The sequence below is a fragment of the Terrisporobacter vanillatitrophus genome (assembly GCF_051148895.1).
Taxonomy (GTDB): Bacteria; Bacillota; Clostridia; order Peptostreptococcales; family Peptostreptococcaceae; genus Terrisporobacter; species Terrisporobacter vanillatitrophus.
In genome coordinates this window covers 1,618,130-1,638,329 of the sequence record NZ_CP154625.1, presented here as the reverse complement: position 1 = coordinate 1,638,329, position 20,200 = coordinate 1,618,130, and the positions used below count along the sequence as shown (strand labels likewise).

The following is a 20,200-nucleotide window of genomic DNA, read 5'->3' as shown; positions in this document are numbered from 1 at the left end:
TTTTTATGCTCCAAGTTTATTAATTTCTACCTCAGAATCTTTCTTTGGTGACATTTTAGGCCAACCTAGTAGTATAAACACCACTCCAAATACTACCATTAACATAGAATACCAACTGTAAGGTAAAATTGAAGCTGGTGATATACCTGCCAAAGCACCTGCTGTTAGTAATTGACTTCCATATGGTAGTAACCCTTGGAAAGCAGATGAGAATAAGTCAAGAATACTTGCTGTTCTAGCTCTTGGAATATTAAATTCATCAGCTATATCTCTAGCTATAGGTCCTGCTGTTATAATTGATATAGTATTATTTGTTGTTGATATATCAATTAAACTTACTAATGCTGCTATTGATAACTCTGCTCCACGAGCAGTTTTAGTCTTTTTAGTTAAATTATAAAGTAACCAATCTATACCACCAAGATAGTTCATTAATACAACTAAACCACCAACTAATATAGCTATTAAAGACATATCTTCCATCCAAGTCATACCTTCATGAATAATAGCTAAAGATCCTATTAAAGTAAAGTCTCCATGCATAACCCCTATTATTACACCTGCAAGCACACCTACACTCATAACTGTTATAACATTTGCTCCTAATAGTGATAGTGCAATAACTATTACATAAGGAATCATATTTACAAAACTGTATTCTCCACTTACTCCAGCAAATGAACCATTTGTTGTTTGTAAGGCTAATAAAATTAAAGTAATAATAACTGCTGGTAAAACCATTAACATATTTGCCTTAAATTTATCTCTCATTGGTATATCTTGAGTACGAGTAGCTGCTATTGTAGTATCTGATATGAATGATAAGTTATCACCAAACATAGCTCCTCCTACAACAACTCCACATACTAAAGCCATGTTAAATCCTGTTGCATTAGCAAGAGATATGGCAATTGGCATTAAAGCTGATACTGTTCCCATTGAAGTTCCCATAGAGAAACTTAATATACATCCTATAAGGAATAAACCAGGTAATACCATATTAGATGGTAATATACTTAAACAAAAGTTTGTAATAGAATCACTAGCATGCATTGCACCAACTATTCCATAAAATGCTCCTGCTAATAAAAATATTACTACCATAAGTATTAATGTGTCATCTCCTGCTCCCTTACAAAGCATGGTAACCTTTTCTTCAAATGTAAGCTTTTCTTCACCTTTTTTATTTAAGACTAAAGCTACACCAATTGCAATTGATATACCTATCATTAAAGGCATATTATCAAAACTTCCTGTTCCTATACCAACGGCAAAGTACAAAATTAAAAATACGCATAATGGCACTAATCCTAAAAAACTTCCTTTTGATTTCTTACTGTTTTCCATTTTACTCTCTCCTAAAATATTTTTTGAAATTATTTCCTTTGTTTTTTACTTGATAAATATATCACACAAATAATTCGTCAACAATAAAAAACGACAATTTTCAATAATGCCCCTATGTGTATCAAATTTTTTTATAGTAATATTTTTATTTTTCAATTTATTGTTGTTTTTTGCAAAAATATAGGCTACCTCACCATTTTGGCGAGATAGCCTTGTTTTGCTTTAAATTTATTTACTTGGTGCAATACCTTTAATCAAAAGCTCTGTCCACTGAGCTGTGTAAGGAAGAATTTTTTGGTAGATGTGTGGGCTGGAGATACCTTCAACAAGTGCTTGGAAATAGATCATAAGAAATTCGTCTGAGTATTTCAAATCAACCTTACCTTCTTTGCGCCCACGATGGAATAAATCCAACATGAGACTGTAGCTTTCCTTGGTATATTCCTGCATTATCAAAGATAATCCTTCATCATCCTTCTTGGTGAAAAAATCCATTAAATCCAAATAAAACTGCTTATTAACTTTTTCCAGATAATTGATTTTATTCTGACTTATGGCAATAATGGTTTCTTCAAAAGGTTTATTTTCATCCATGATTTTTCGAGCTGTTTCTCCCATTTCATTCAAAAAACCCTTAAAAACCTCATAGATAAGATTTTCTTTACTTTCAAAATACTTAAAAATTGATGTTTTGCCAACATTGGAATTTTTGGATATATCATCCATAGTTAAATTTTCTATGCCAGCATCTGTATTCATCAAATGAAAAGTTGCTTCTAAAACTTGATTTTTCTTTTCCTGTGTTCGTTTTTCATAACCATTCATTGGCAATTCTCCCTTCTATATATCATAACTATAAAATATTTATAGAAAATTAGTTCATATTTCTCTTTTTTATAATTATATAATAATAGTTGTGAATTATCAAATAAGCAATAGTTCCAAATATTGTTTTTTAATTGACTATACTAAAAAAAAGTTCTATAATGAACCTATAAATGAACTTTAGTTTAAAATCAAGTTAAAAAAGTAATAATATGAACTTTTAATGCATTTATAGTTCATATTATTATGGCAAATTTTTAAACTTTGTTTTAAACTGGAAAGCACGTTATAAAACTATTTTAAATTATTTTTTGAAAGGAGCTTTAATGTTATGGAGGAAATTATAAAAGTTCAAGGCTTACAAAAAAAATTCGGTAAATTTAAGGCATTGCATGATGTTACATTCACTGTAAATGCTGGAGAAGTTGTGGGTTTTATTGGACCAAATGGTGCGGGTAAGTCAACAACCATTCGTACTTTGCTTGGAATTATCAAGGGTGATGCTGGTGATGTAAAAATTTTTGGCAAGGATGTTTGGAAGGATAGTCTTGAAATTCATAAGCGAATTTCTTATGTTCCAGGAGATGTGGCTCTTTGGGGAAGTTTAACAGGTGGAGAAATTATTGATTTATTTATTAAATTACATGGTGGTGGAGACAAAGAAAAGCGTGACTATTTGATTAAACGTTTTGAATTGGATCCTAAGAAAAAGGCAAAGAGCTATTCAAAAGGAAATCGCCAAAAAGTTGGTTTAATTGCCGCATTGTCAGTTGACTCTGATTTGTATATTTTTGATGAACCTACTTCCGGTCTTGATCCTTTGATGGAAGCCGTTTTCCAAGATGAAGTTGAAAAAATCAAAAACAAAGGTAAAGCAATTTTACTATCTTCTCATATTTTGAGTGAAGTTGAACGTTTAGCAGATAAGGTAGTTATTATTCGTCAAGGAAAAGTTGTTGAAACTGGAACATTGGATGAGTTGCGTCACTTAACTCGTTCTACAGTTACTGTGGTAACAGAAGGTGATGTGGGTCATATGAAATCTGTTAAGGGTGTCCATGATTTCAAGCAAGTAGGCAATCAAGCCACATTCTCTGTGGATAATAAATATATTAATGATATTTTATCTCAAGCGGCAAAATTAGGTGTTAAAAAGTTTGAATCTGTGCCACCAACGCTTGAAGACCTATTCATGCGTCATTATGAAGTCTAAGGGTTGAAACGGAGGTAATATTATGAAAGAAAAATTTGCACGTTGGGGTGCTCTATTTGTACAATATTTGAAACGTGATTGGAAAAAAATAATCATCTGGATTTTAGGTTTAGGTTTGTTTTCAGCTGGTTTTGTTCCAGCCTTTGAAGAAATTAGTAAGGGGCAAGGTTTACTAGGAATGTATGAAACCATGAAAAACCCTGCTATGATTTCAATGGTGGGTCCCACACCAGTAGACACAGCAGTTGATTATACTTTGGGGGCAATGTATGCTCATGAAATGTTGTTATTCTGTGGTTTATTTGCCATGATAATGTCTGCTTTGCATGTGGTGAATCATACTCGTAAGGAAGAAGATTATGGCCTTACTGAACTAGTACGCTCCTTTCAAGTAGGCCGTCAAGCTAATTCCCTTGCTGTGATTACTGAAATAGTACTCATCAATATTTTATTAGCCCTTTTTATTAGTGGCCTTATGAATAGCTTTGGTGCAGATACTATTTCTGCCAAAGGATCATTATTATTTGGTGCATCTGTTGGAATGGCTGGTATTTTGGGAGCTGTAATTGCATTAGTTATGGCGCAAATTATGCCATCTTCATCTGGTGCAACTGGTTCATCTTTGAGTATTATAGGTTTACTATATATTGTTCGTGCTGGTACAGATATATCAAATATTGATTTCTCCATGATCAATCCTATGGGTTGGATTTATTTGACTTATCCATTTACTGAAAATAATTGGTTACCCCTAGTTTTTGCTATAATCTTCAGTATCATCCTAGTGATTATTGCCTTTGCACTTGAAGGCGGTCGTGATATGGGTGCTGGTTACTTACCTGAAAGAGAAGGGAGAGCAACAGCAAAAAAATCATTGTTGTGGATACCTGGTTTATTTATTAAGCTTAACAAAGGCGTAATAATTAGCTGGTTAGTTGCTTTTGTAATTATGGGAGCAGCCTATGGTTCCATTTATGGAGATATGCAGACATTTATTGAAAGTAATGAAATGATAAGTCAAATGTTTGCCATATCAGGTGTTTCAATCGAAGAATCATTTACTGGAACTATTATGATGGTCATGATTGCATTGGTTTCTATTTTACCAATTGCCATTGTTAATAAACTTTTCTCAGAAGAAGTAAGGCTACATTTAAGTCAGCTTTATTCAACAAAAGTGTCTAGGGCTAAGCTTTACTGGACCAGTGTTATTTTGGCAATTATTACTGGAGTAGTGGGAATTTTGCTAGCTTCAGTTGGTCTGGGTGGTGCAGCAATTTATGTAATGGATAATAGCTCATCTATGAATATGGGAGATTTTATTGTAGCAGGTTATAACTTCTTGCCTTCTGTGTTGTTCTTTATCGGACTTGCAGCTTTGGCTTTAGGTTGGACACCAAAACTAGGTAAAACTATTTATATATATCTTGCCTATTCTTTTGCTTTAAATTACTTTGGCGGAATTTTAGACTTGCCACAATGGTTTTCAAAAACAGCTGTTCAAAGTTGGATTCCACGCATGCCAATAGATAAGTTTGATGGACAAATATTTATTACTATAACAGTGATTAGTATGGTCTTGATGATATTTGGCTATATTGGATATAGCAAACGTGATATGATTGAAGGCGCTTAACAGGACAATAAGGTCATTTGAATATACTCTTGGGTTTTCTTTAGAAAAATACAATTGGAGTGTATTTCAAATGACCTTTTATTTGATAATCTCAACTGGAATACGTTTATTTTTTAATATTTATATAAACTTTTTTAATTTAATCATGAAAGTTTGTCTAATATATTTAAAATAAGCATAAAAAAATTTATTCTATTGTTTTTTCTGTTAAAGATATATATAATAAAATAGTACTATATAGTACTATTTTATTATAGGAGTGTAATTTATGGAAAATAAAATAGGTGGATTATTAATAAATAAAATCAATTACTTATCAGGTAGAATATTTACAAAATTAATGAAAACTACTACATCACCAAATATAAATCATGCCCAGGGTAAAATTTTATTTGTATTAAGTAAAAAAAATAAAATGTCTATTAATGATTTATGTACAGAATTATCTCTTAGTAAATCTACCTTAACTAGTATGTTAGATAGACTTCATTTAAGTGGATATATTTCAAAACAAATTAGTGAATTAGATAAAAGAATAACTTTAGTATCTATAACAGATAAAGCAATTGAAGAAGTTAAAATTTATGAAAACACAGTTCATAAAATGGAAAATATATATTATAAAAACTTCACAGATAAAGAAATAATAGAATTTGAAAATTATTTAAATCGAATCTATAAAAATCTAGAAGAAGTAAAATAATGGGGGGAAATTTATATGAGTAAAATAGTAGCATTTGTAGGTAGTCCAAGAAAAAATGGAAATGTAGATACAATAATTCAAAAAATTTTAGATGGAGCTGAATCTTCTAACTCAACTATAAAAAAATTCTATCTAAATGATATGAATATAAAAGGATGCCAAGGATGTCTATATTGTAGAAATATACATGGTTGTGCAGTTAAAGATGATATGCAAATAATTTATGATGAAATAAAAGATGCTGATTATGTAATAATAGGATCACCAGTATATATATGCCAAGTATCAGCTCAAACAAAGCTTATGCTAGATAGATTATACCCTTTAACTACAATTGATAAAGGCAAACATATACCTAGGTCCCATAAAAAAAAGCTTATAATGGTTTATACTCAAGCTGCTCCTTTTTCATTTTTATTTAAAAAATACTTTAAATATACTGCAAAACATCTAAAAGGAATGGGCCTTGAGCACTATAAAACATTAATTGCTACAAAAGCTTTTGAAAAAAACTCAACTAAGTCAAATAAAAAAATCTTAGATCGTGCATATAAACTAGGTCTTAGTCTGTTGCACTCATAGCAGATTCTGTAATTAGTATTTTTTCTGTTCTTATGACTATTAGTTAGCTTTCCATTTTCACCATTACTCTATGCCACAAATGTTTCTCCAAGAAACTTTCCCCCTACACTTTCCTCCTTATCCACAAACAGCTAACTGTTAAAAAATACTCTATGCCATCTGGATAATTAGGAAATTGGCCAAATCCAAATACTGCTTTCCCCCCAAGACATGTTACAGTTTTACGCTCAAATACTGCTGTTTTTCCTTTTGCTGTAGCTATAAATAATGGAACTACACAAAAAAAATAGCTTATCATTGAGATAAGCCCATTTTAAATAACTCTAATCTCTATTAAATTAATGTGAATACTATAACCTCAAACATATTGGCTGTAAAATGTGCTATTGCACTAACCCATGCATTTTTTGTTTTATGGAAGATGACCCCGTATAAAATACTATTTATAAAAGTAAAGAATAGGCCATATACTACTACAGTAGGATTTCCCCCTTTAAAATGACCTAAAGTAAATAATAAAGATGAAATGAATAAAACGGGTATAATAGGTAAGGCTTTGCTTAATTGATTTTGAAAGAATGCCCTCCATGCAATTTCCTCTCCCAAGGCAAAGACGAAAAATAAAATAACTGATGATATACTTATTTCAATTGGTACAAAGGCCCCTGCTCTTGCAGTCTCAAATTCAATATATTCAGGTAAAAATGATTTAGAAATTAGAATACAAACTGCATCCACAATTATAGGTAGTATAAGCCAGATCCATATCTTTCTATCTTTTAAATTAGTTCCAATTGACTTTATATCAAGTCCACTATCTTTCATTAACTGTTTTTCAAGAACCTTATTGATAAAGAAAAATCCAACTCCTATGAAAATACACGCTGATGAGATATTTAAGCCAAATAAATTTGTAAAAGATAGAATTCCCATTAAAAACATTACAATTATAGGCAACCTTTTTATATCTCCCATAGCTTCCCCCTGTTATATAAACAATTTTTACTACACATAATGGTACCAATGTGTAATAGTTTATATCTAATTATATTATATCCTTTTATATAATTATACAAAAATTGGTTCTTTCTTTTTTTAATTTTGGATTTTTGTATAAACAAACCTAACCCCGAGGTTGACCCCGGGGTTAAGTTTAATTTTAGGTTAAATTTTATTAAAAATTATTAGGATTTATTGGCCATTTACCATACTTTCTGGCAGCACTCATCATGGCATCTATATTTTCAATTGGTGAATTAATAGGTATACCACAACCTGTACTTAGTAAGTATTTTTTAGGGCTATCATACCCATCTTTGATACAATTTTTTACAGCTTCATATACATCTTCCTTAGTACCAAGCATAATTGCTTCCACTGGGTCCACATTTCCTACAATAGGTAGTAGATGCCCTACTAATTTTTTTGTTTCTAATAAACTAACTTTATTATCTATACTTAACATATCACATCCAGTTTCCACTAAGTCTAGTGTCATGTGAGAAGTGTCTCCACAAACATGATATGCAACAGTTCTTCCATATTTATGAACATAATCTATTAATTCTTTTGTGTATGGAAGTACAAATTCTCTATAAGTTCTCTTGTCTATTAGTGTACCTGAAGCAATTGGATCACATAATGATATATCTGATCCTGCTTTTAAAAAGTCTTCCATTACTAACTTTAAAGCATCTGTACTAAATCTCATTAATTCATGAACTTTTTCTGGTTCTTTTCTAATTGATCTTAATAATTTTTCCACTGGATAAAGACTTCCTGCTGCTGTTATTGGACCAACCATACTAAATGATGGTTCCACTTCATCTCCACATTCATCTAGTGCTATATTATAGGCATCATAATTTAGTTGAAGCCATGGATCATTCTTTCTTTCAACTTTTGATAAATCTAAACCACTTAAATCATTAAGATTTTTTAAAAAGTGATCTATTATAGCTGGTACACTATCTTCTGGATTATTTGTTTTACTTCCTATTGCTGTTCCCACTCCATGTAACCCATATTCTATAGAAATACCATCATTTCCAAATCTTTTGTAACATGCAATTTGTGCATTGGCGTGATTTTTTGCACAACTAGTTTTTTCTCTAAATGTCATTCCTACTACCTTACCTGATATTGATGTAACAAAAGGCATTGTTGGTATTCTATCTATTTCTTTTCCTGAGAAAAAAGCTGCTGATCTTTCCCTCGGTGTCATTTGATCATCTTTATGCATTATATATTCCTCCTAAAATCCCCTATATTCTCAATTGGTTGGAAACTTCAAACATTTAGAAAATAATCTTTCGTATCCTTCAGATGCTCCAAGCTCCATATAATCCATGTTTTTTGCAAGTAATTCCATGTCACCTTTTGCATCTTTAGACATTAAAGCCATATATGCTCCTGTCTTAGATGAATTACCCACATAAACTATTTTTTCTTTCACTTCTTTTGGTAAAATTCCTGTTCCAACTAAACTATCTGCACTTACATGGGCACCAAATTGCCCTGCAATCATAACGCTTTCCAAGTCAACCATATCTATATTTGCTTTTTTCAGTAAAGCATAAAATCCTGATAATATGGCTCCCTTAGCTAGTTGAACTTGTCTAATGTCACCTTGTGTTATTAAAAGTTTTTCATGCCCATCAACTAAAATAAATTCTCTTTTTTTATCATTAAGTTGTAATTTATTTAATCTATAATCTTCTTCATCTAGATTATCTAATTTTATAAAAGCTCCGTTATCTTTTACTATACCTGTTTTAAGCAATTCTTTTACTACAGCTAAAATTCCACTTCCACAGATACCTACAGGCTTTTCATTTCCAATTATTTTTATTTCATTTTCTTTCTCATTAATAATCACATCTTCTATGGCACCACCTGCTGCTCTCATTCCACAGCTTATATTCATTCCTTCCAAAGCTGGCCCTGCTGCACAAGAACAACATAGTAATTTTCCTTTGTTTGATAAAACTATTTCTCCATTTGTTCCTATATCTATAAAAAGTATATTATCCTTTGATTTTTCCAATTCACACACATAGGCTCCTGCCACTATATCTGCTCCTATATATGCAGATACTGATGGTAAACAATAAAGTCTAGCCTCCCTACAACCAATTAATCCTATATCTCTTGCTAAAATATCTTTTGCTTCAACAAATATGGGTGCAAAAGGTGACTTACCTATAGGTTTTGCATCTATTCCAAGTAACATATGCATCATGGTACAATTGGCTGCCACAGAAATTTCGTAAATATTTTCTATATCAATTTTTGTTTTTTCACACATTTTACTTATCATTTCATTAATAGAATTTACTATGGATTTTTGTAAATTTTCAATTCCATCTTTTCTATTTTCCAGTTCATAAGTAATTCTTGTAAGAACATCTAGACCATAGGTTTTTTGGGCATTAATCATGGATTCTACACATAATTCTTCCCCTGTATTTATATCTATTAAAGAGGTTACTACTGTTGTAGTTCCTATATCTATGGCAACTCCATAAATTCTATCTCTAGTATCATTTTTTTCCAAATAAATTAATTCTTCATTATTAAAAACTGCTGTAAGTATTTCATCTTCACTACTTATATTTTTTAATAATTTCCAATCTAATTTTTCCACATTTACCTGTCTCAATATTTCATTTTCTAAAGGTATTTGATTTTCCAATGTAGCTTTTTCAAGTTTTATAAGTTTTTTGTGTATAGATGGATTAAATTGAAACTTTGGCATATATCCACTACTTAATACTTTGTGTTTTCTTTCTTTTTGTAGTAATTCTATACTTATATCTTCTTTTGGTTTTACTAAACAAGAAAGGCGTATATTTTCTTTTATCTCTTCTTCCTTTAGGAATTTTTTTTCTGTTTCTGATAAATCTCCTAAATCTCCAGAGACAAGTTTTATTTTACACTTTCCGCAAACTCCCTTTCCATTACAAGGGTTATCTACAAATATATTTTCTTTTAGTAAAATATCCATTAAGGTATTATTTTCTTCAAATTCTACAGTTTGTTCTTTATTATTTATAAAAATCTTAGGCATTTACTTCTGTCTCCTCTTTTTTTAATGTAGCAAGTATGGCTTGTATATTTTCAAGCGGAGATTTAGTTCCCAATCCACAGGCAGGAGATATAATATTTGAGCCATCTTTTATACATTTGTTTGTTAAAGAAGATATTTTTTCTGGTGTTCCAAATTCTAGAGCATAAGTACTTACATTTCCCATTAAGATTCTATCTGGTAAATTTTCTCTAGCACTTTTCATAGAAACTACAGAATCAAAACTAAGAGCATCACTCTTAATCATATTAACTTGTTTATAAACACTTCTCATTTGACCACAAATATGAACAATAGTTCCTATTTTTTCTTCTTGTAGCCCATCTATTATTTGATTTATATATTTAACCACAAATTGTTCAAAATCCTTTGGACCTAAAATTTCCCCACTTCCACTTGGATCTGATATGGCTATAACATCTGCTCCTGCATCTATTTGTGCCCTTGCAAATTTAATTATTTCCTCTGTTACAAAGTTCATAAATTCATGTGCTTCTTTATTTTTCTTTCTTAATTCTTTATAAAAATCAACAGGTTCCATAAGAGAACTTGCCGTACTTATTGGTCCTGTAATATTTCCTACTATAGGTACATTTTCATTTTTTTCTTTTAATATTTTTATAGCATCTAATACAACTTTTTCTCTGCCTTCATTAAGATTCATAGGCTTTAATTTTTTATATTCACTTACAGATTCAATGGCATACTCAGTCACATGAGGTTCATATTCCTTAGTGCCTAAAGTTACTTTTGCTCCCAAAGCTTCTGCTTCTATGGTCATACAAAAAGGTACTCCATAATTTTCAAAGCACCCATTTTCGTAATTTGCTATTGCCAGGCTAGCCATTTTTTCTCCATTTAAATGAGCATTTGGCCAAAATATATTTGATTTATCCATCAACTGCGTTGTAATCATATTCATCATACCACCAGGACATATACATGGTGGTCTATCAACTACTTCTTTGTTAAATACTTTTTTTAATCGTTCCTTTGAAGTTATCATTATACCAACCTCGTCTTATTATATTTGCACTAAATTTTTATGATTTAAAAGTTCTTTAGCTACTCTTACTGCTTCTACAGCATTGCTTGAATATCCATCTGCTCCTATATCATTGGCATACTTTTGAGAAATAGGACTTCCACCTATCATAACTGTTACATTATCTCTGATTCCTTCTTCTTTTAAAAGATTTATAACTGTTTCCATTCCGCCCATAGTTGTAGTCATTAATGTGGACATACAAAGTAGAGATGCCTTTGTTTCTTTGACTTTTTCAACAAAATCTTTTAAAGGTACATCTCTTCCCAAATCATGCATTTCAAATCCTGCTGTTTCAAACATTATTCTAACTAGGTTTTTCCCTATATCATGGGTATCGCCTTCCACAACTCCTATAACACCTTTTATCTTTTGAGAATCTTCTTCCTTTGGTAAATGAGGTCTTAAAACATCAAGTCCTGCATACATGGCATCTGAGCATAATAAAACATCTGTTACAAAATACTCTTCTTCATCATATAATTTGCTGGCTTCATTCATTCCCTCAACTAATCCATCCATTATTCCATCAAAAGCCAAATGTCCTTCTTGTAAATACTCATTTGCTGCGTCTACAACCTCTTCATCTTCCATTTCAACTACACACTTTGCTAATCTTTCTAAAAGTTCTTTTTTTGATGACATAATATTGCCCCCTATTTTATTTGTTTTTATATTAGTTTGATTCCCTTAATCTTGCCTTCAGTCAATTGATAATTTATATTTTTTATACACATTTGACCTGCTATTTTTGTTTTTCCTATAACTTCAATACAGCCCTCACCGTATTTCATAGGTTTAGATAATTCTATATCATATAAACTTGCCTTATCTGTCCCAAGTAGTGCAAAGGTAGTTTTGGGACAAAGAAGTAATAAAGTATCTTCATTAATAAGCTTTTCTGCTTTTTTTAACAAAGGATATGTAAATCTTTCAACAGTTTCTTCAGCCATCTTAGGCCCTAGAATATTTACACCTCCTGATGAATCAGCAAAACTAATTAAATTTGCTCCAGACTTTTGTCCTTCTTCTATAAATCTAAGAATTTCACGTTGGAACTTATCAAAGATCTTTTGCATTTCTTCTGGTTGTTTTTTTAAAATTTTAAACACGTATCTGGCATCCATCAACACATTTAAAATTGTAAATGGTCCACTTATTTCTAGGAGCACATTTTCTCCTTCATTTCTCAATTTTCTACACGCTTTCAAAACTTCAGCAATTCTGCCTTTTGTAAAATCAATGCTAGGCAAATTCAACACTTCTTCTGCAGTTTTACAAATATACTCCTTTGCCCTAGGTCCAACTTTGTCATTGCCATAATTAATAATTCCTCCCATTGCCTCACCTTCAACAGTATGACAAAAAGGAAGTTCACAAAAATCTGCTTTATCATACTTTCTCAGTTCCTTTGCAATGGATGACATGGTATCACAGTACTTATAGGCATCGGGAAAACTTAGGTTTAAATTTTTAGTAATCTCTTCATTTATACCTGCTGAATTATCATAAGTGCAATTAAAATCCACAATTTTAGCCATGTTAATCCCCCCTTCTTTATTTTGCAAAATGGTTTTATACTCCTGTTTGTTTATAGGGTACCATATAAAAAAGATTTATAAAAATTGATAATTTTTATAAATACCTGTTATATATTGATTAAATTAATACTGGACGAAAAGGCTTTCATGGTTCTAGGATTCATCTTGGGGTTACTTGTACTTCGCTACCATGAAAAATTCTTCATTAATTTTTTCTAACTAAATTTTCTTGAACTTACAGATAATTAATTAGAAAAATATATATTTATATGTGGTATTATATATAGAGATAAATATACTTTTACCTAGATTGGAGAATTAATATGAAAGATAAATATATTATTTATTTTATTAGTAGAACTAAAGCTAATATGATAAAGTTTATTGAAAATAAATTAAAAGAAAATGATTTAACTGAATTAATACCAACACATGGTAATGTATTAACTGCTCTTTATGAAAGTGACAAAAAACTAACCATGAAAGAAATAGCTAAAAAAATTGGCAAAGATAAATCTACAGTTACTCCACTAGTAAACAAACTTATAAGTTTAGGATATATAGAAAAAGAAAAGTCTACTATAGATAAGCGAGTTACTTATATAAGCTTAACTGAGAAAGCTAGAGATATTGAAGATAGATTTAATTTTATTTCATCACAAGTAAGAGAAACTGCTTATAAAAATTTTACTAAAGAGGAAAAAGAAGAGTTTTTAAGATTACTTAGAAAGCTTAATTCCAACTTTAAAAGTGAAAATGAAAAATAAAAATGCCTCCATGATAAGGGGGCATTTTTGTATATATATTATTTATTTCTAGTCTATAAATGTTACTACTTCGTCAAGAGGTTTACGAGGTGGTTTAGGAGCTGTTTCTTCTTGAGGAACTCCTAAAGCTATCATAGACATTAATTCAAATCCTGGCTTTTCAAAACCAATTAACTTCTCAATTTCTGCTTTAGCATGAGTAGGTCCTGTCATATAACAAGTTCCATATCCCATTTCTGTTGCAGCTAGTAAGAAGTTTTCAACGGCAGCCCCTATTCCTTGAGCTGCTGATTGTGTTGATACTAACATATCTAATACTTCTTGAGATGCATTATTTTCTTTTAGTATTTTATACTCTATCATTTTGTATTCTGAACCATATACCATTATTACTACTGGAGCATTTTTAAAACATGTATAATACTTTATTACACTCATATGTATTTTTCTATCTTTTTCAGTTTTTGCTATTTCACCTAATTTTTCATGACTTTCTGTTACTATATCAGCCATTTTATTAATCATTTCACGATTACTTAATACAACAAAGTTCCAATTTTGTTGATGCTTTGGTGAAGGAGCTTCAGTTGCTAATTCTAACATTTTTAATATATCTTCTTTTGGTACTACTTCATCTTTAAATTTTCTTACGCTCTTACGTGCATATATTGCTTCTGATACATTCATCTTTTTTCTCCTTTATTTCAATAAACTAATTTGATGTCAAACTAATCTTACACCAAAAAAGGTTTGACGTCAAACTTTTTGTTTATATAATTTCCTTGTAAATAAAAAATATGCGCATACGCTCCTATCCTTTAGTTCGTAATATATTAAAAAAATACTTACTTCCAAATTACAAATCTATCTCTTTTCTGATAATAATTCAAATGTATATCCTTCTGATTGAAGTTGCTCTACTATAAGCTTAATTGATTCTAAAGTCTTACCTGTACTGTCATTCATAGGATGTAATAATATAGATTATATACCGAGCAAACTATCAATGTGATTCAGATTAAATTTTATTAGACAGCTATAAATTACAAATATAGATTATATCTCTTAAAATAGAGGCGGCAGCAGCTGTAGTACCTGATGCTCCACCAATCAATGTCAGTTCACCTAGTGTATCTGATACATACCTAACTGCCTTATTTTTGCCGTCTACATTATAAAAAGTATGTTCTTTATCCAACTTCTCGGGTCTAACCACCATATTTAGCTCTTTTCCTTCTCTCATTGTTCTTCCAATAAGTTTATATCTCTTGCCTTCTTTCTGAGCAATTTTGATATCTTCTGGCGTTAAACCTGTAATTCCTTTTATTCTTATTTCAGATAATTTTTTATCTTCCTTCATAATTACATTTGTAAGAATAAGCAGTTTAAATGCAGTATCCCATCCTTCTACATCAAAATTAGGGTTAGCTTCTGCTATTCCAAAATCTCTTGCTTTTTTCAGTGCAATTTCGTATGTACAACCAGTATCCTCCATCTCTTTTAATATATAATTTGTTGTGCCATTTAAAACACCCTCTATGGAGTAAATTTCCGAACCTGCCATTTCTATTACCCCTCCGTTAACAGAAGGTAACGCTCCCCCGCAAGTACATCCAATTCCCAAATGTACACCATTTTCTTTTGCAATCTTATCCAGTTTCCTATAGCTGTGTACAATGGGTCCTTTATTACCTGTAACTACATGTATTTTATTTTCTAATGCTTTTAAAATATAAGTTAATGCTGGCTCTCCTGTCTCCTTGTTAGTAGATGTTAACTCTACTATTAGATCTATATCTTTTCTTTGTAACATAAAATCAGGAGTAATTGTTATATCTTCATAAGTATCTTCAATTATACTTTTTCCATCTTTAGAAGTAGCTAATAATTTAGCGCAATCTATTCCATTGGGATTATAGATTCCTCCCTTAGAATTCATAATATATACTACTTCAAGGTCAATTCCCTGTTCCTTAAGTGTGGAACTCTTATCTACAATTAGCTTTATAAAAGCTTTTCCCACACCACCGTATCCAAGTAGTCCAATTCTCATATTATTTTCTCCTTCCCTATACTATCTTCACATTAATTCTTCAACAATATTTTTTCATTATTTTTGTTTCCATAAGTATATATTTTCAAAGTAATCACCTCTACAAATTTCTATTTATCTATAGGTTATCAGATATATCTCTATTTCGCATTATATAACAATTGTACTACTATAAACTTATAGGTGTAGGTAGCGTTATTGTCTTTGAAATTATTTGTAGTATTTATATATATTTATCAACTTAAGCAACGCGATAAAGATAAATATATAATAAAATAATAAAAATTTCAAATACTAAATAAGAGGTGAAAAAATGGACGCAATAACAATGATAAAAGAAAGAAGAAGTATTCGTAAATTTAAAAATGAAAAAGTTGATAGAGAAATAATGAAAGAGATAGTTTCTATTTGTAAATGGGCTCCATCATGGGTAAATTATCAGGTGGCAAGATATACATTAGTTGATGATGAAGAAATTATTAAACAACTTGCTACAGAAGGAGTTAATGGATTTGTATATAATATGGATACATTAAAAACTGCAAAGGGTGTTGCTATATTAAGTTTTATAAAAGGTAAAAGTGGAAAATTAGATGAAGATGAGTATGCAACTTCAAAATCTGATGTTTGGGAAGTTTTTGATGCAGGTATAGCATGTCAAACATTCTGTTTAGCAGCACATGCCAAAGGCGTTGGGACATGCATTATGGGAGTCATTAATGATGAATCAATTTCTAAAATTGTAGACTTACCAGAAGAGGAAACTGTAGCAGCGCTTATTGTTTATGGTTATGAAGATGGACATCCTGCTCCAACTCCAAGAAAAGATACTGATGAAATAATGCGTTTTTTTGATAAATAAAAAACCGTGAAAAGAGAGTTATATATATTAACACCTAATTTTAAAAAACATTGAAAAATAAAAGAAGTGATAGATTATAAATGTATGATCTATCACTTCTTTATATATTCATTAGTTAGCATTTTATTAAAATTGTTTATCAAATCTACTCAATAATTTGTAATTTTTATAATCAGCTTTACATATTTTTTCTGCATTTTATCATTAAAAAGTTTACTGGAGGTTTATGGGGATTCTCCTTAGATATTTCATCAATCTCTACAAATTCTATAAGCCCATAGCTTCCAAACTCTTTCTCTATTGACTTAGAATCATAGAAAAACAGTTTTACCCCATAGGGTGCTTCATAATAATTTTCAGCAAGCTTCTTGCCCTTACCGTACATTGGAGATTTTTGTGAAATAGCCGTAAAAATCATATACCCACCTGGTTTTAAATGATTATAGCAATCATTTATAAACTTTTTTCTTTCATCTTCATTTAACAAATGAATAAGTGCATAGCTAAATACGCCATCATATAGTTTATACTCAAAAGGCATATCTGATACTGATCCATGATAAATCTTATTATTAATTCCATTTTGTCTTGCTATATTAATAGCTGTTTGAGAAATCTCGATTCCTGTAACCTCCATATTATAATCAGTAAATGATTTTACATTTCTTCCATATCCGATACCCGGTATTAAAATATCCTTTATATTATTTTCAGCAAAGTAATCTGCTACTATAGTTGCAGAGTCTGCTGGCTCAAATCCCCACATTGCTTGCTTTTCTACAAAACTTTTTTCCCAAAATTCAGTCATATGCACATCTCCTTTAACAAAGTATATTTTTTTATTCTAAATATTATCAACAAGCTATTTATATCGAAAATACAATTATTTAAATTAAATATATTATAGACTGTATTTATCTATAATTAAAGTATAAAAACACCTATGAAATAAAGGTATTTTTATATAATTTCAATTATCTTTTTATTCTTAAGATAAGTTTCCATTACACCTTCAGCTTCCCACATAGCCTTTTGTATTTTACACTCACTATTTTCATCCATTTCACATGTAAACATGGGACTGCTTCCTTCTGTTGCCTTAATTACATCTAAAAGTGAAATCTCTTCTTTATTTTTACGCAAAATATAACCACCATTTAAACCGGGAGTTGATTGAATCAAACCAGCTTTTACCAACTGTGTTAAAATCTTTGATAAATAACTGGGTGAAATATTAAAATGCGTTGCCAAAGGATGCAAGCTTAAATTATCTCTTTTATCATACTTAATCATATATGCAATTATATGTAGTGCATAATTAGTGGCTTTGGTATATTTCATACTAATCCCTCCATGTATCATTAATCAGACATTACAGACTGTATTTATCTATAATATACTTATTCATATTTTTTGTCAATACTTTTTAATGATTAAGTAAAGTCCTAAGGAGTTTATAAAAATTTATGTGTGTAATTTTTTAAGCATAAAAAAGAGGATATCAAGATAATACCCTCTTTCTTCACAATATATTAATATTAAGAACTAATTCTCTTAACCTATTATATAAGTTTTTTAAACGAGGACGATAGCATCTATATACTACTACTTTTCTATATATACTTATCATAAGTTTCTTATATGAAGATAAGATACATTTATCAATAACTTCTAAATGTATCTCAAAAATAATTATCCATTATTTTATTCTTCCAAGTTATACCACTCTTTATATACTTTGTTAGTAGCATGTATTTAGTCGATGGCTATATATATAACTGCTTGTTTGCCTCATCAGTTACTAATTGTCTAATTTCATCAAAATATAGCTTTTTAAATCGTTTTTTATCAACTTTCTCATCTATGTATTTTGCACATGTTTCATCATATGCATTAAGAACATCTTCATGAGCCGATTCAATTAATGCCTGAAATAATTCATCATCTGCTTGAACTGCTTTATCCTGATAACGACTTCGCGCAGAAGAAATTAATTCTCGTATTTGCATTTCTACTTGGCCTTTTTGCATTTCATTAGCTGTATTTGCTTCGGATTTCAATGAACAAATTAATATATAATTAATGATATTCCTACTCAGATCATAATTATTATAAATTTCTATAATATAGATTTAAAATTACTCTCCTATAAAAGATTTAAATTTCTTACAAAAGAGCCTCTATCTTCTTGTCAACATTATCAGTTCCTTTTATTCCCAACATAGGAATATCCATACCTTCCACTTCAAGACGTTTACTAATCTCCTCCATAAATAGCCCTTTACCATCAATCTCTTTATTATAATCAGATGTAGTCTCAACACCACAATTAGGAGAACGATTAGCCCCTATTATGCCAATTATCTCAAATCCATACTTTTTATATTCCATAATCTGCTGCATCACATAATCAACTAACCCTATCAATTTTTTATATGTATCAGTTTTATGCATCTCTTTTCTAATTCTAGTGTTCTCTTCCACAACTGGACTATCTGAACCATCTACATTTCCTCTATCAATACCTAAACAACTAAGTTCAGGACATGGCAATTGAACAATTCCAATATCTTCATCAAGAAATATCTTAATAATATCTTTAAAAGCTGCAGGATATACTGCTGTTCCGTCTGATATTGAATTTTGATTTAATAAACAATGTGCTATAAACACTACTCTTTTACTTCTTCCATCTGTAAACATAAAATCCCCCTTATAAATTTTTCTTTATCTAAATAGTATCAGAAATCTACTTAACAAATCTGAAACTTATGTGTTAGTTTTTTAATTGAGGCTTTATTTTTTACTGCATATATTAAACTACCAGACAAACCTAAAATCCCTAACACCATTAATAATATGACACATATTTTACATCATACCATATTTATACAGTTGAACTAGTTTGCAAGGAAACTAAATTTAATTATACTTGTTTATAAGGAAACAAGGAGGTAATATGAATAATTTATTATTTTTTAAATCAATTTAGCAGTGATAAGTTAAAAGAAATATCAGATTTTATTATTTCCTTTAATGAGTATATGGAAGAACAAATTGAAGATTTATCAAAAAATAAAACTAAGGGAGAATTATAATGAGTAAAGAATCAGTAATTAAAAAAATGAAATCATCATTTGAAAACACTATACCAACAGAGATAGATCATGCGCTTAATGTATTAAAAAATGCAGAAATAATAATGGATGGTGAAAAAATAGAAGGACGAGAAAGAGATCTTATAGAGATAACGGCTATTCTTCATGATATAGGTATGATTAATGCTAAAGTAAAATACAATAACACAACTGGTCCATACCAAGAAAAATTAAAGAAACTTATTGATAAAAACTTCAAAACTAAAAGTGGTTATAAATTAGCATCTGAAACTCTTATTATAGAGTAAATTATCATTAGATATTTTGAGATAATTAACAATTAAAGAGAATGTCTATAGATTTGTGTAAATAGACTTATTTATTAATTGATATTACTGGAAATTACTTATTCCAGTAATATTTTTTTATTTGATTGGAATA

At 30.0% G+C, this 20,200-nt stretch carries 22 protein-coding genes; 7 read left to right on the top strand and 15 right to left on the bottom strand.

Going from position 1 to position 20,200, the window contains the following annotated elements; translation table 11 throughout:
- Positions 1 to 3: 3 nt before the first annotated feature.
- Complete coding sequence (locus TVTCOM_RS08225) at positions 4 to 1,347, bottom strand: Na+/H+ antiporter NhaC family protein (RefSeq protein ID WP_434799349.1); 1,344 nt, start codon at positions 1,345 to 1,347, stop codon at positions 4 to 6.
- Positions 1,348 to 1,575: 228 nt separating this feature from the next.
- Positions 1,576 to 2,172, bottom strand: a complete 597-nt coding sequence (locus tag TVTCOM_RS08220; RefSeq protein WP_434799348.1) for a TetR/AcrR family transcriptional regulator — start codon at positions 2,170 to 2,172, stop codon at positions 1,576 to 1,578.
- A gap of 331 nt (positions 2,173 to 2,503) precedes the next feature.
- Here TVTCOM_RS08220 and TVTCOM_RS08215 point away from each other — a divergent pair, with 331 nt between their 5' ends.
- The 4 genes from TVTCOM_RS08215 (at position 2,504) to TVTCOM_RS08200 (ending at position 6,306) form a co-directional block, all read left to right on the top strand.
- Positions 2,504 to 3,385, top strand: coding sequence for an ABC transporter ATP-binding protein (locus TVTCOM_RS08215; protein WP_434799347.1), 882 nt, complete (start codon positions 2,504 to 2,506; stop codon positions 3,383 to 3,385).
- Between the two features lie 22 nt (positions 3,386 to 3,407).
- Positions 3,408 to 5,021, top strand: coding sequence for an ABC transporter permease (locus TVTCOM_RS08210; RefSeq protein WP_434799346.1), 1,614 nt, complete (start codon positions 3,408 to 3,410; stop codon positions 5,019 to 5,021).
- Positions 5,022 to 5,289: 268 nt separating this feature from the next.
- A complete protein-coding gene (locus TVTCOM_RS08205; RefSeq protein ID WP_434799345.1) occupies positions 5,290 to 5,724 on the top strand; it encodes a MarR family winged helix-turn-helix transcriptional regulator in 435 nt (144 codons plus the stop codon).
- A gap of 15 nt (positions 5,725 to 5,739) precedes the next feature.
- Complete coding sequence (locus tag TVTCOM_RS08200; protein WP_434799344.1) at positions 5,740 to 6,306, top strand: flavodoxin family protein; 567 nt, start codon at positions 5,740 to 5,742, stop codon at positions 6,304 to 6,306.
- 103 nt (positions 6,307 to 6,409) lie between these two features.
- Here the strand turns inward: TVTCOM_RS08200 and TVTCOM_RS08195 are convergent, their stop codons facing one another.
- The 7 genes from TVTCOM_RS08195 to TVTCOM_RS08165 all read right to left on the bottom strand — a co-directional run bounded on the left by TVTCOM_RS08195 (position 6,410) and on the right by TVTCOM_RS08165 (position 12,979).
- The gene (locus tag TVTCOM_RS08195) at positions 6,410 to 6,604 is read right to left on the bottom strand and encodes a DUF169 domain-containing protein (RefSeq protein WP_434799343.1); all 195 of its coding nucleotides are present in this window, start codon (positions 6,602 to 6,604) and stop codon (positions 6,410 to 6,412) included.
- A 35-nt stretch (positions 6,605 to 6,639) separates the two neighbouring features.
- Positions 6,640 to 7,281, bottom strand: a complete 642-nt coding sequence (locus TVTCOM_RS08190) for a CPBP family intramembrane glutamic endopeptidase (protein WP_434799342.1) — start codon at positions 7,279 to 7,281, stop codon at positions 6,640 to 6,642.
- 199 nt (positions 7,282 to 7,480) lie between these two features.
- Positions 7,481 to 8,548, bottom strand: a complete 1,068-nt coding sequence (locus tag TVTCOM_RS08185) for a uroporphyrinogen decarboxylase family protein (RefSeq protein ID WP_434799341.1) — start codon at positions 8,546 to 8,548, stop codon at positions 7,481 to 7,483.
- A gap of 30 nt (positions 8,549 to 8,578) precedes the next feature.
- Complete coding sequence (locus tag TVTCOM_RS08180; RefSeq protein WP_434799340.1) at positions 8,579 to 10,375, bottom strand: ASKHA domain-containing protein; 1,797 nt, start codon at positions 10,373 to 10,375, stop codon at positions 8,579 to 8,581.
- The gene (locus TVTCOM_RS08175) at positions 10,368 to 11,399 is read right to left on the bottom strand and encodes a methylcobamide:CoM methyltransferase MtbA (RefSeq protein WP_434799339.1); all 1,032 of its coding nucleotides are present in this window, start codon (positions 11,397 to 11,399) and stop codon (positions 10,368 to 10,370) included. The genes TVTCOM_RS08180 and TVTCOM_RS08175 overlap by 8 nt, the downstream gene beginning before the upstream one ends.
- 18 nt (positions 11,400 to 11,417) lie before the next feature.
- A complete protein-coding gene (locus TVTCOM_RS08170) occupies positions 11,418 to 12,083 on the bottom strand; it encodes a corrinoid protein (protein ID WP_434799338.1) in 666 nt (221 codons plus the stop codon).
- Positions 12,084 to 12,109: 26 nt separating this feature from the next.
- Entirely contained in the window at positions 12,110 to 12,979 is an 870-nt protein-coding gene (locus TVTCOM_RS08165) for a uroporphyrinogen decarboxylase family protein (protein WP_434799337.1), read from the bottom strand.
- A gap of 323 nt (positions 12,980 to 13,302) precedes the next feature.
- Between TVTCOM_RS08165 and TVTCOM_RS08160 the strand changes: the two genes are divergently transcribed.
- On the top strand, positions 13,303 to 13,746 hold the full coding sequence (locus TVTCOM_RS08160) for a MarR family winged helix-turn-helix transcriptional regulator (RefSeq protein ID WP_434799336.1): 444 nt from the start codon (positions 13,303 to 13,305) through the stop codon (positions 13,744 to 13,746).
- Positions 13,747 to 13,794: 48 nt separating this feature from the next.
- Here the strand turns inward: TVTCOM_RS08160 and TVTCOM_RS08155 are convergent, their stop codons facing one another.
- Positions 13,795 to 14,433: a nitroreductase family protein gene (locus tag TVTCOM_RS08155; RefSeq protein ID WP_434799335.1), complete on the bottom strand. Its 639-nt coding sequence runs from the start codon at positions 14,431 to 14,433 to the stop codon at positions 13,795 to 13,797.
- A 349-nt stretch (positions 14,434 to 14,782) separates the two neighbouring features.
- Entirely contained in the window at positions 14,783 to 15,799 is a 1,017-nt protein-coding gene (locus TVTCOM_RS08150; RefSeq protein WP_434799334.1) for a homoserine dehydrogenase, read from the bottom strand.
- A 313-nt stretch (positions 15,800 to 16,112) separates the two neighbouring features.
- Between TVTCOM_RS08150 and TVTCOM_RS08145 the strand changes: the two genes are divergently transcribed.
- Positions 16,113 to 16,661, top strand: coding sequence for a nitroreductase family protein (locus tag TVTCOM_RS08145; RefSeq protein WP_434799333.1), 549 nt, complete (start codon positions 16,113 to 16,115; stop codon positions 16,659 to 16,661).
- 178 nt (positions 16,662 to 16,839) lie between these two features.
- On the opposite strand, the gene TVTCOM_RS08140 is transcribed toward TVTCOM_RS08145, so the two are convergent.
- The 4 genes from TVTCOM_RS08140 to TVTCOM_RS08125 form a co-directional block, all read right to left on the bottom strand.
- Positions 16,840 to 17,469, bottom strand: coding sequence for a class I SAM-dependent methyltransferase (locus TVTCOM_RS08140; protein WP_434799332.1), 630 nt, complete (start codon positions 17,467 to 17,469; stop codon positions 16,840 to 16,842).
- A 152-nt stretch (positions 17,470 to 17,621) separates the two neighbouring features.
- On the bottom strand, positions 17,622 to 18,002 hold the full coding sequence (locus TVTCOM_RS08135) for an RrF2 family transcriptional regulator (RefSeq protein ID WP_434799331.1): 381 nt from the start codon (positions 18,000 to 18,002) through the stop codon (positions 17,622 to 17,624).
- 425 nt (positions 18,003 to 18,427) lie between these two features.
- The gene (locus TVTCOM_RS08130; RefSeq protein ID WP_434799330.1) at positions 18,428 to 18,721 is read right to left on the bottom strand and encodes a hypothetical protein; all 294 of its coding nucleotides are present in this window, start codon (positions 18,719 to 18,721) and stop codon (positions 18,428 to 18,430) included.
- 106 nt (positions 18,722 to 18,827) lie between these two features.
- Complete coding sequence (locus TVTCOM_RS08125) at positions 18,828 to 19,364, bottom strand: CD3072 family TudS-related putative desulfidase (protein WP_434799329.1); 537 nt, start codon at positions 19,362 to 19,364, stop codon at positions 18,828 to 18,830.
- Positions 19,365 to 19,758: 394 nt separating this feature from the next.
- On the opposite strand from TVTCOM_RS08125, the gene TVTCOM_RS08120 reads away from it, so the two are divergent.
- Positions 19,759 to 20,067: an HD domain-containing protein gene (locus TVTCOM_RS08120; RefSeq protein ID WP_434799328.1), complete on the top strand. Its 309-nt coding sequence runs from the start codon at positions 19,759 to 19,761 to the stop codon at positions 20,065 to 20,067.
- The last annotated feature ends 133 nt before the right edge of the window (positions 20,068 to 20,200 follow it).

Excerpts from the sequence above, each read along its gene's own strand:
- TVTCOM_RS08145 (WP_434799333.1), top strand. The coding sequence starts at position 16,113 with ATGGACGCAATAACAATGATAAAAGAAAGAAGAAGTATTCGTAAATTT.
- TVTCOM_RS08190 (WP_434799342.1), bottom strand. The coding sequence starts at position 7,281 with ATGGGAGATATAAAAAGGTTGCCTATAATTGTAATGTTTTTAATGGGA.
- TVTCOM_RS08210 (WP_434799346.1), top strand. The coding sequence starts at position 3,408 with ATGAAAGAAAAATTTGCACGTTGGGGTGCTCTATTTGTACAATATTTG.
- TVTCOM_RS08160 (WP_434799336.1), top strand. The coding sequence starts at position 13,303 with ATGAAAGATAAATATATTATTTATTTTATTAGTAGAACTAAAGCTAAT.
- TVTCOM_RS08125 (WP_434799329.1), bottom strand. The coding sequence starts at position 19,364 with ATGTTTACAGATGGAAGAAGTAAAAGAGTAGTGTTTATAGCACATTGT.
- TVTCOM_RS08155 (WP_434799335.1), bottom strand. The coding sequence starts at position 14,433 with ATGAATGTATCAGAAGCAATATATGCACGTAAGAGCGTAAGAAAATTT.
- TVTCOM_RS08215 (WP_434799347.1), top strand. The coding sequence starts at position 2,504 with ATGGAGGAAATTATAAAAGTTCAAGGCTTACAAAAAAAATTCGGTAAA.
- TVTCOM_RS08185 (WP_434799341.1), bottom strand. The coding sequence starts at position 8,548 with ATGCATAAAGATGATCAAATGACACCGAGGGAAAGATCAGCAGCTTTT.
- TVTCOM_RS08165 (WP_434799337.1), bottom strand. The coding sequence starts at position 12,979 with ATGGCTAAAATTGTGGATTTTAATTGCACTTATGATAATTCAGCAGGT.
- TVTCOM_RS08120 (WP_434799328.1), top strand. The coding sequence starts at position 19,759 with ATGAGTAAAGAATCAGTAATTAAAAAAATGAAATCATCATTTGAAAAC.
- TVTCOM_RS08140 (WP_434799332.1), bottom strand. The coding sequence starts at position 17,469 with ATGACTGAATTTTGGGAAAAAAGTTTTGTAGAAAAGCAAGCAATGTGG.
- TVTCOM_RS08135 (WP_434799331.1), bottom strand. The coding sequence starts at position 18,002 with ATGAAATATACCAAAGCCACTAATTATGCACTACATATAATTGCATAT.
- TVTCOM_RS08225 (WP_434799349.1), bottom strand. The coding sequence starts at position 1,347 with ATGGAAAACAGTAAGAAATCAAAAGGAAGTTTTTTAGGATTAGTGCCA.
- TVTCOM_RS08150 (WP_434799334.1), bottom strand. The coding sequence starts at position 15,799 with ATGAGAATTGGACTACTTGGATACGGTGGTGTGGGAAAAGCTTTTATA.
- TVTCOM_RS08170 (WP_434799338.1), bottom strand. The coding sequence starts at position 12,083 with ATGTCATCAAAAAAAGAACTTTTAGAAAGATTAGCAAAGTGTGTAGTT.
- TVTCOM_RS08200 (WP_434799344.1), top strand. The coding sequence starts at position 5,740 with ATGAGTAAAATAGTAGCATTTGTAGGTAGTCCAAGAAAAAATGGAAAT.
- TVTCOM_RS08195 (WP_434799343.1), bottom strand. The coding sequence starts at position 6,604 with ATGATAAGCTATTTTTTTTGTGTAGTTCCATTATTTATAGCTACAGCA.
- TVTCOM_RS08180 (WP_434799340.1), bottom strand. The coding sequence starts at position 10,375 with ATGCCTAAGATTTTTATAAATAATAAAGAACAAACTGTAGAATTTGAA.
- TVTCOM_RS08205 (WP_434799345.1), top strand. The coding sequence starts at position 5,290 with ATGGAAAATAAAATAGGTGGATTATTAATAAATAAAATCAATTACTTA.
- TVTCOM_RS08175 (WP_434799339.1), bottom strand. The coding sequence starts at position 11,399 with ATGATAACTTCAAAGGAACGATTAAAAAAAGTATTTAACAAAGAAGTA.
- TVTCOM_RS08220 (WP_434799348.1), bottom strand. The coding sequence starts at position 2,172 with ATGAATGGTTATGAAAAACGAACACAGGAAAAGAAAAATCAAGTTTTA.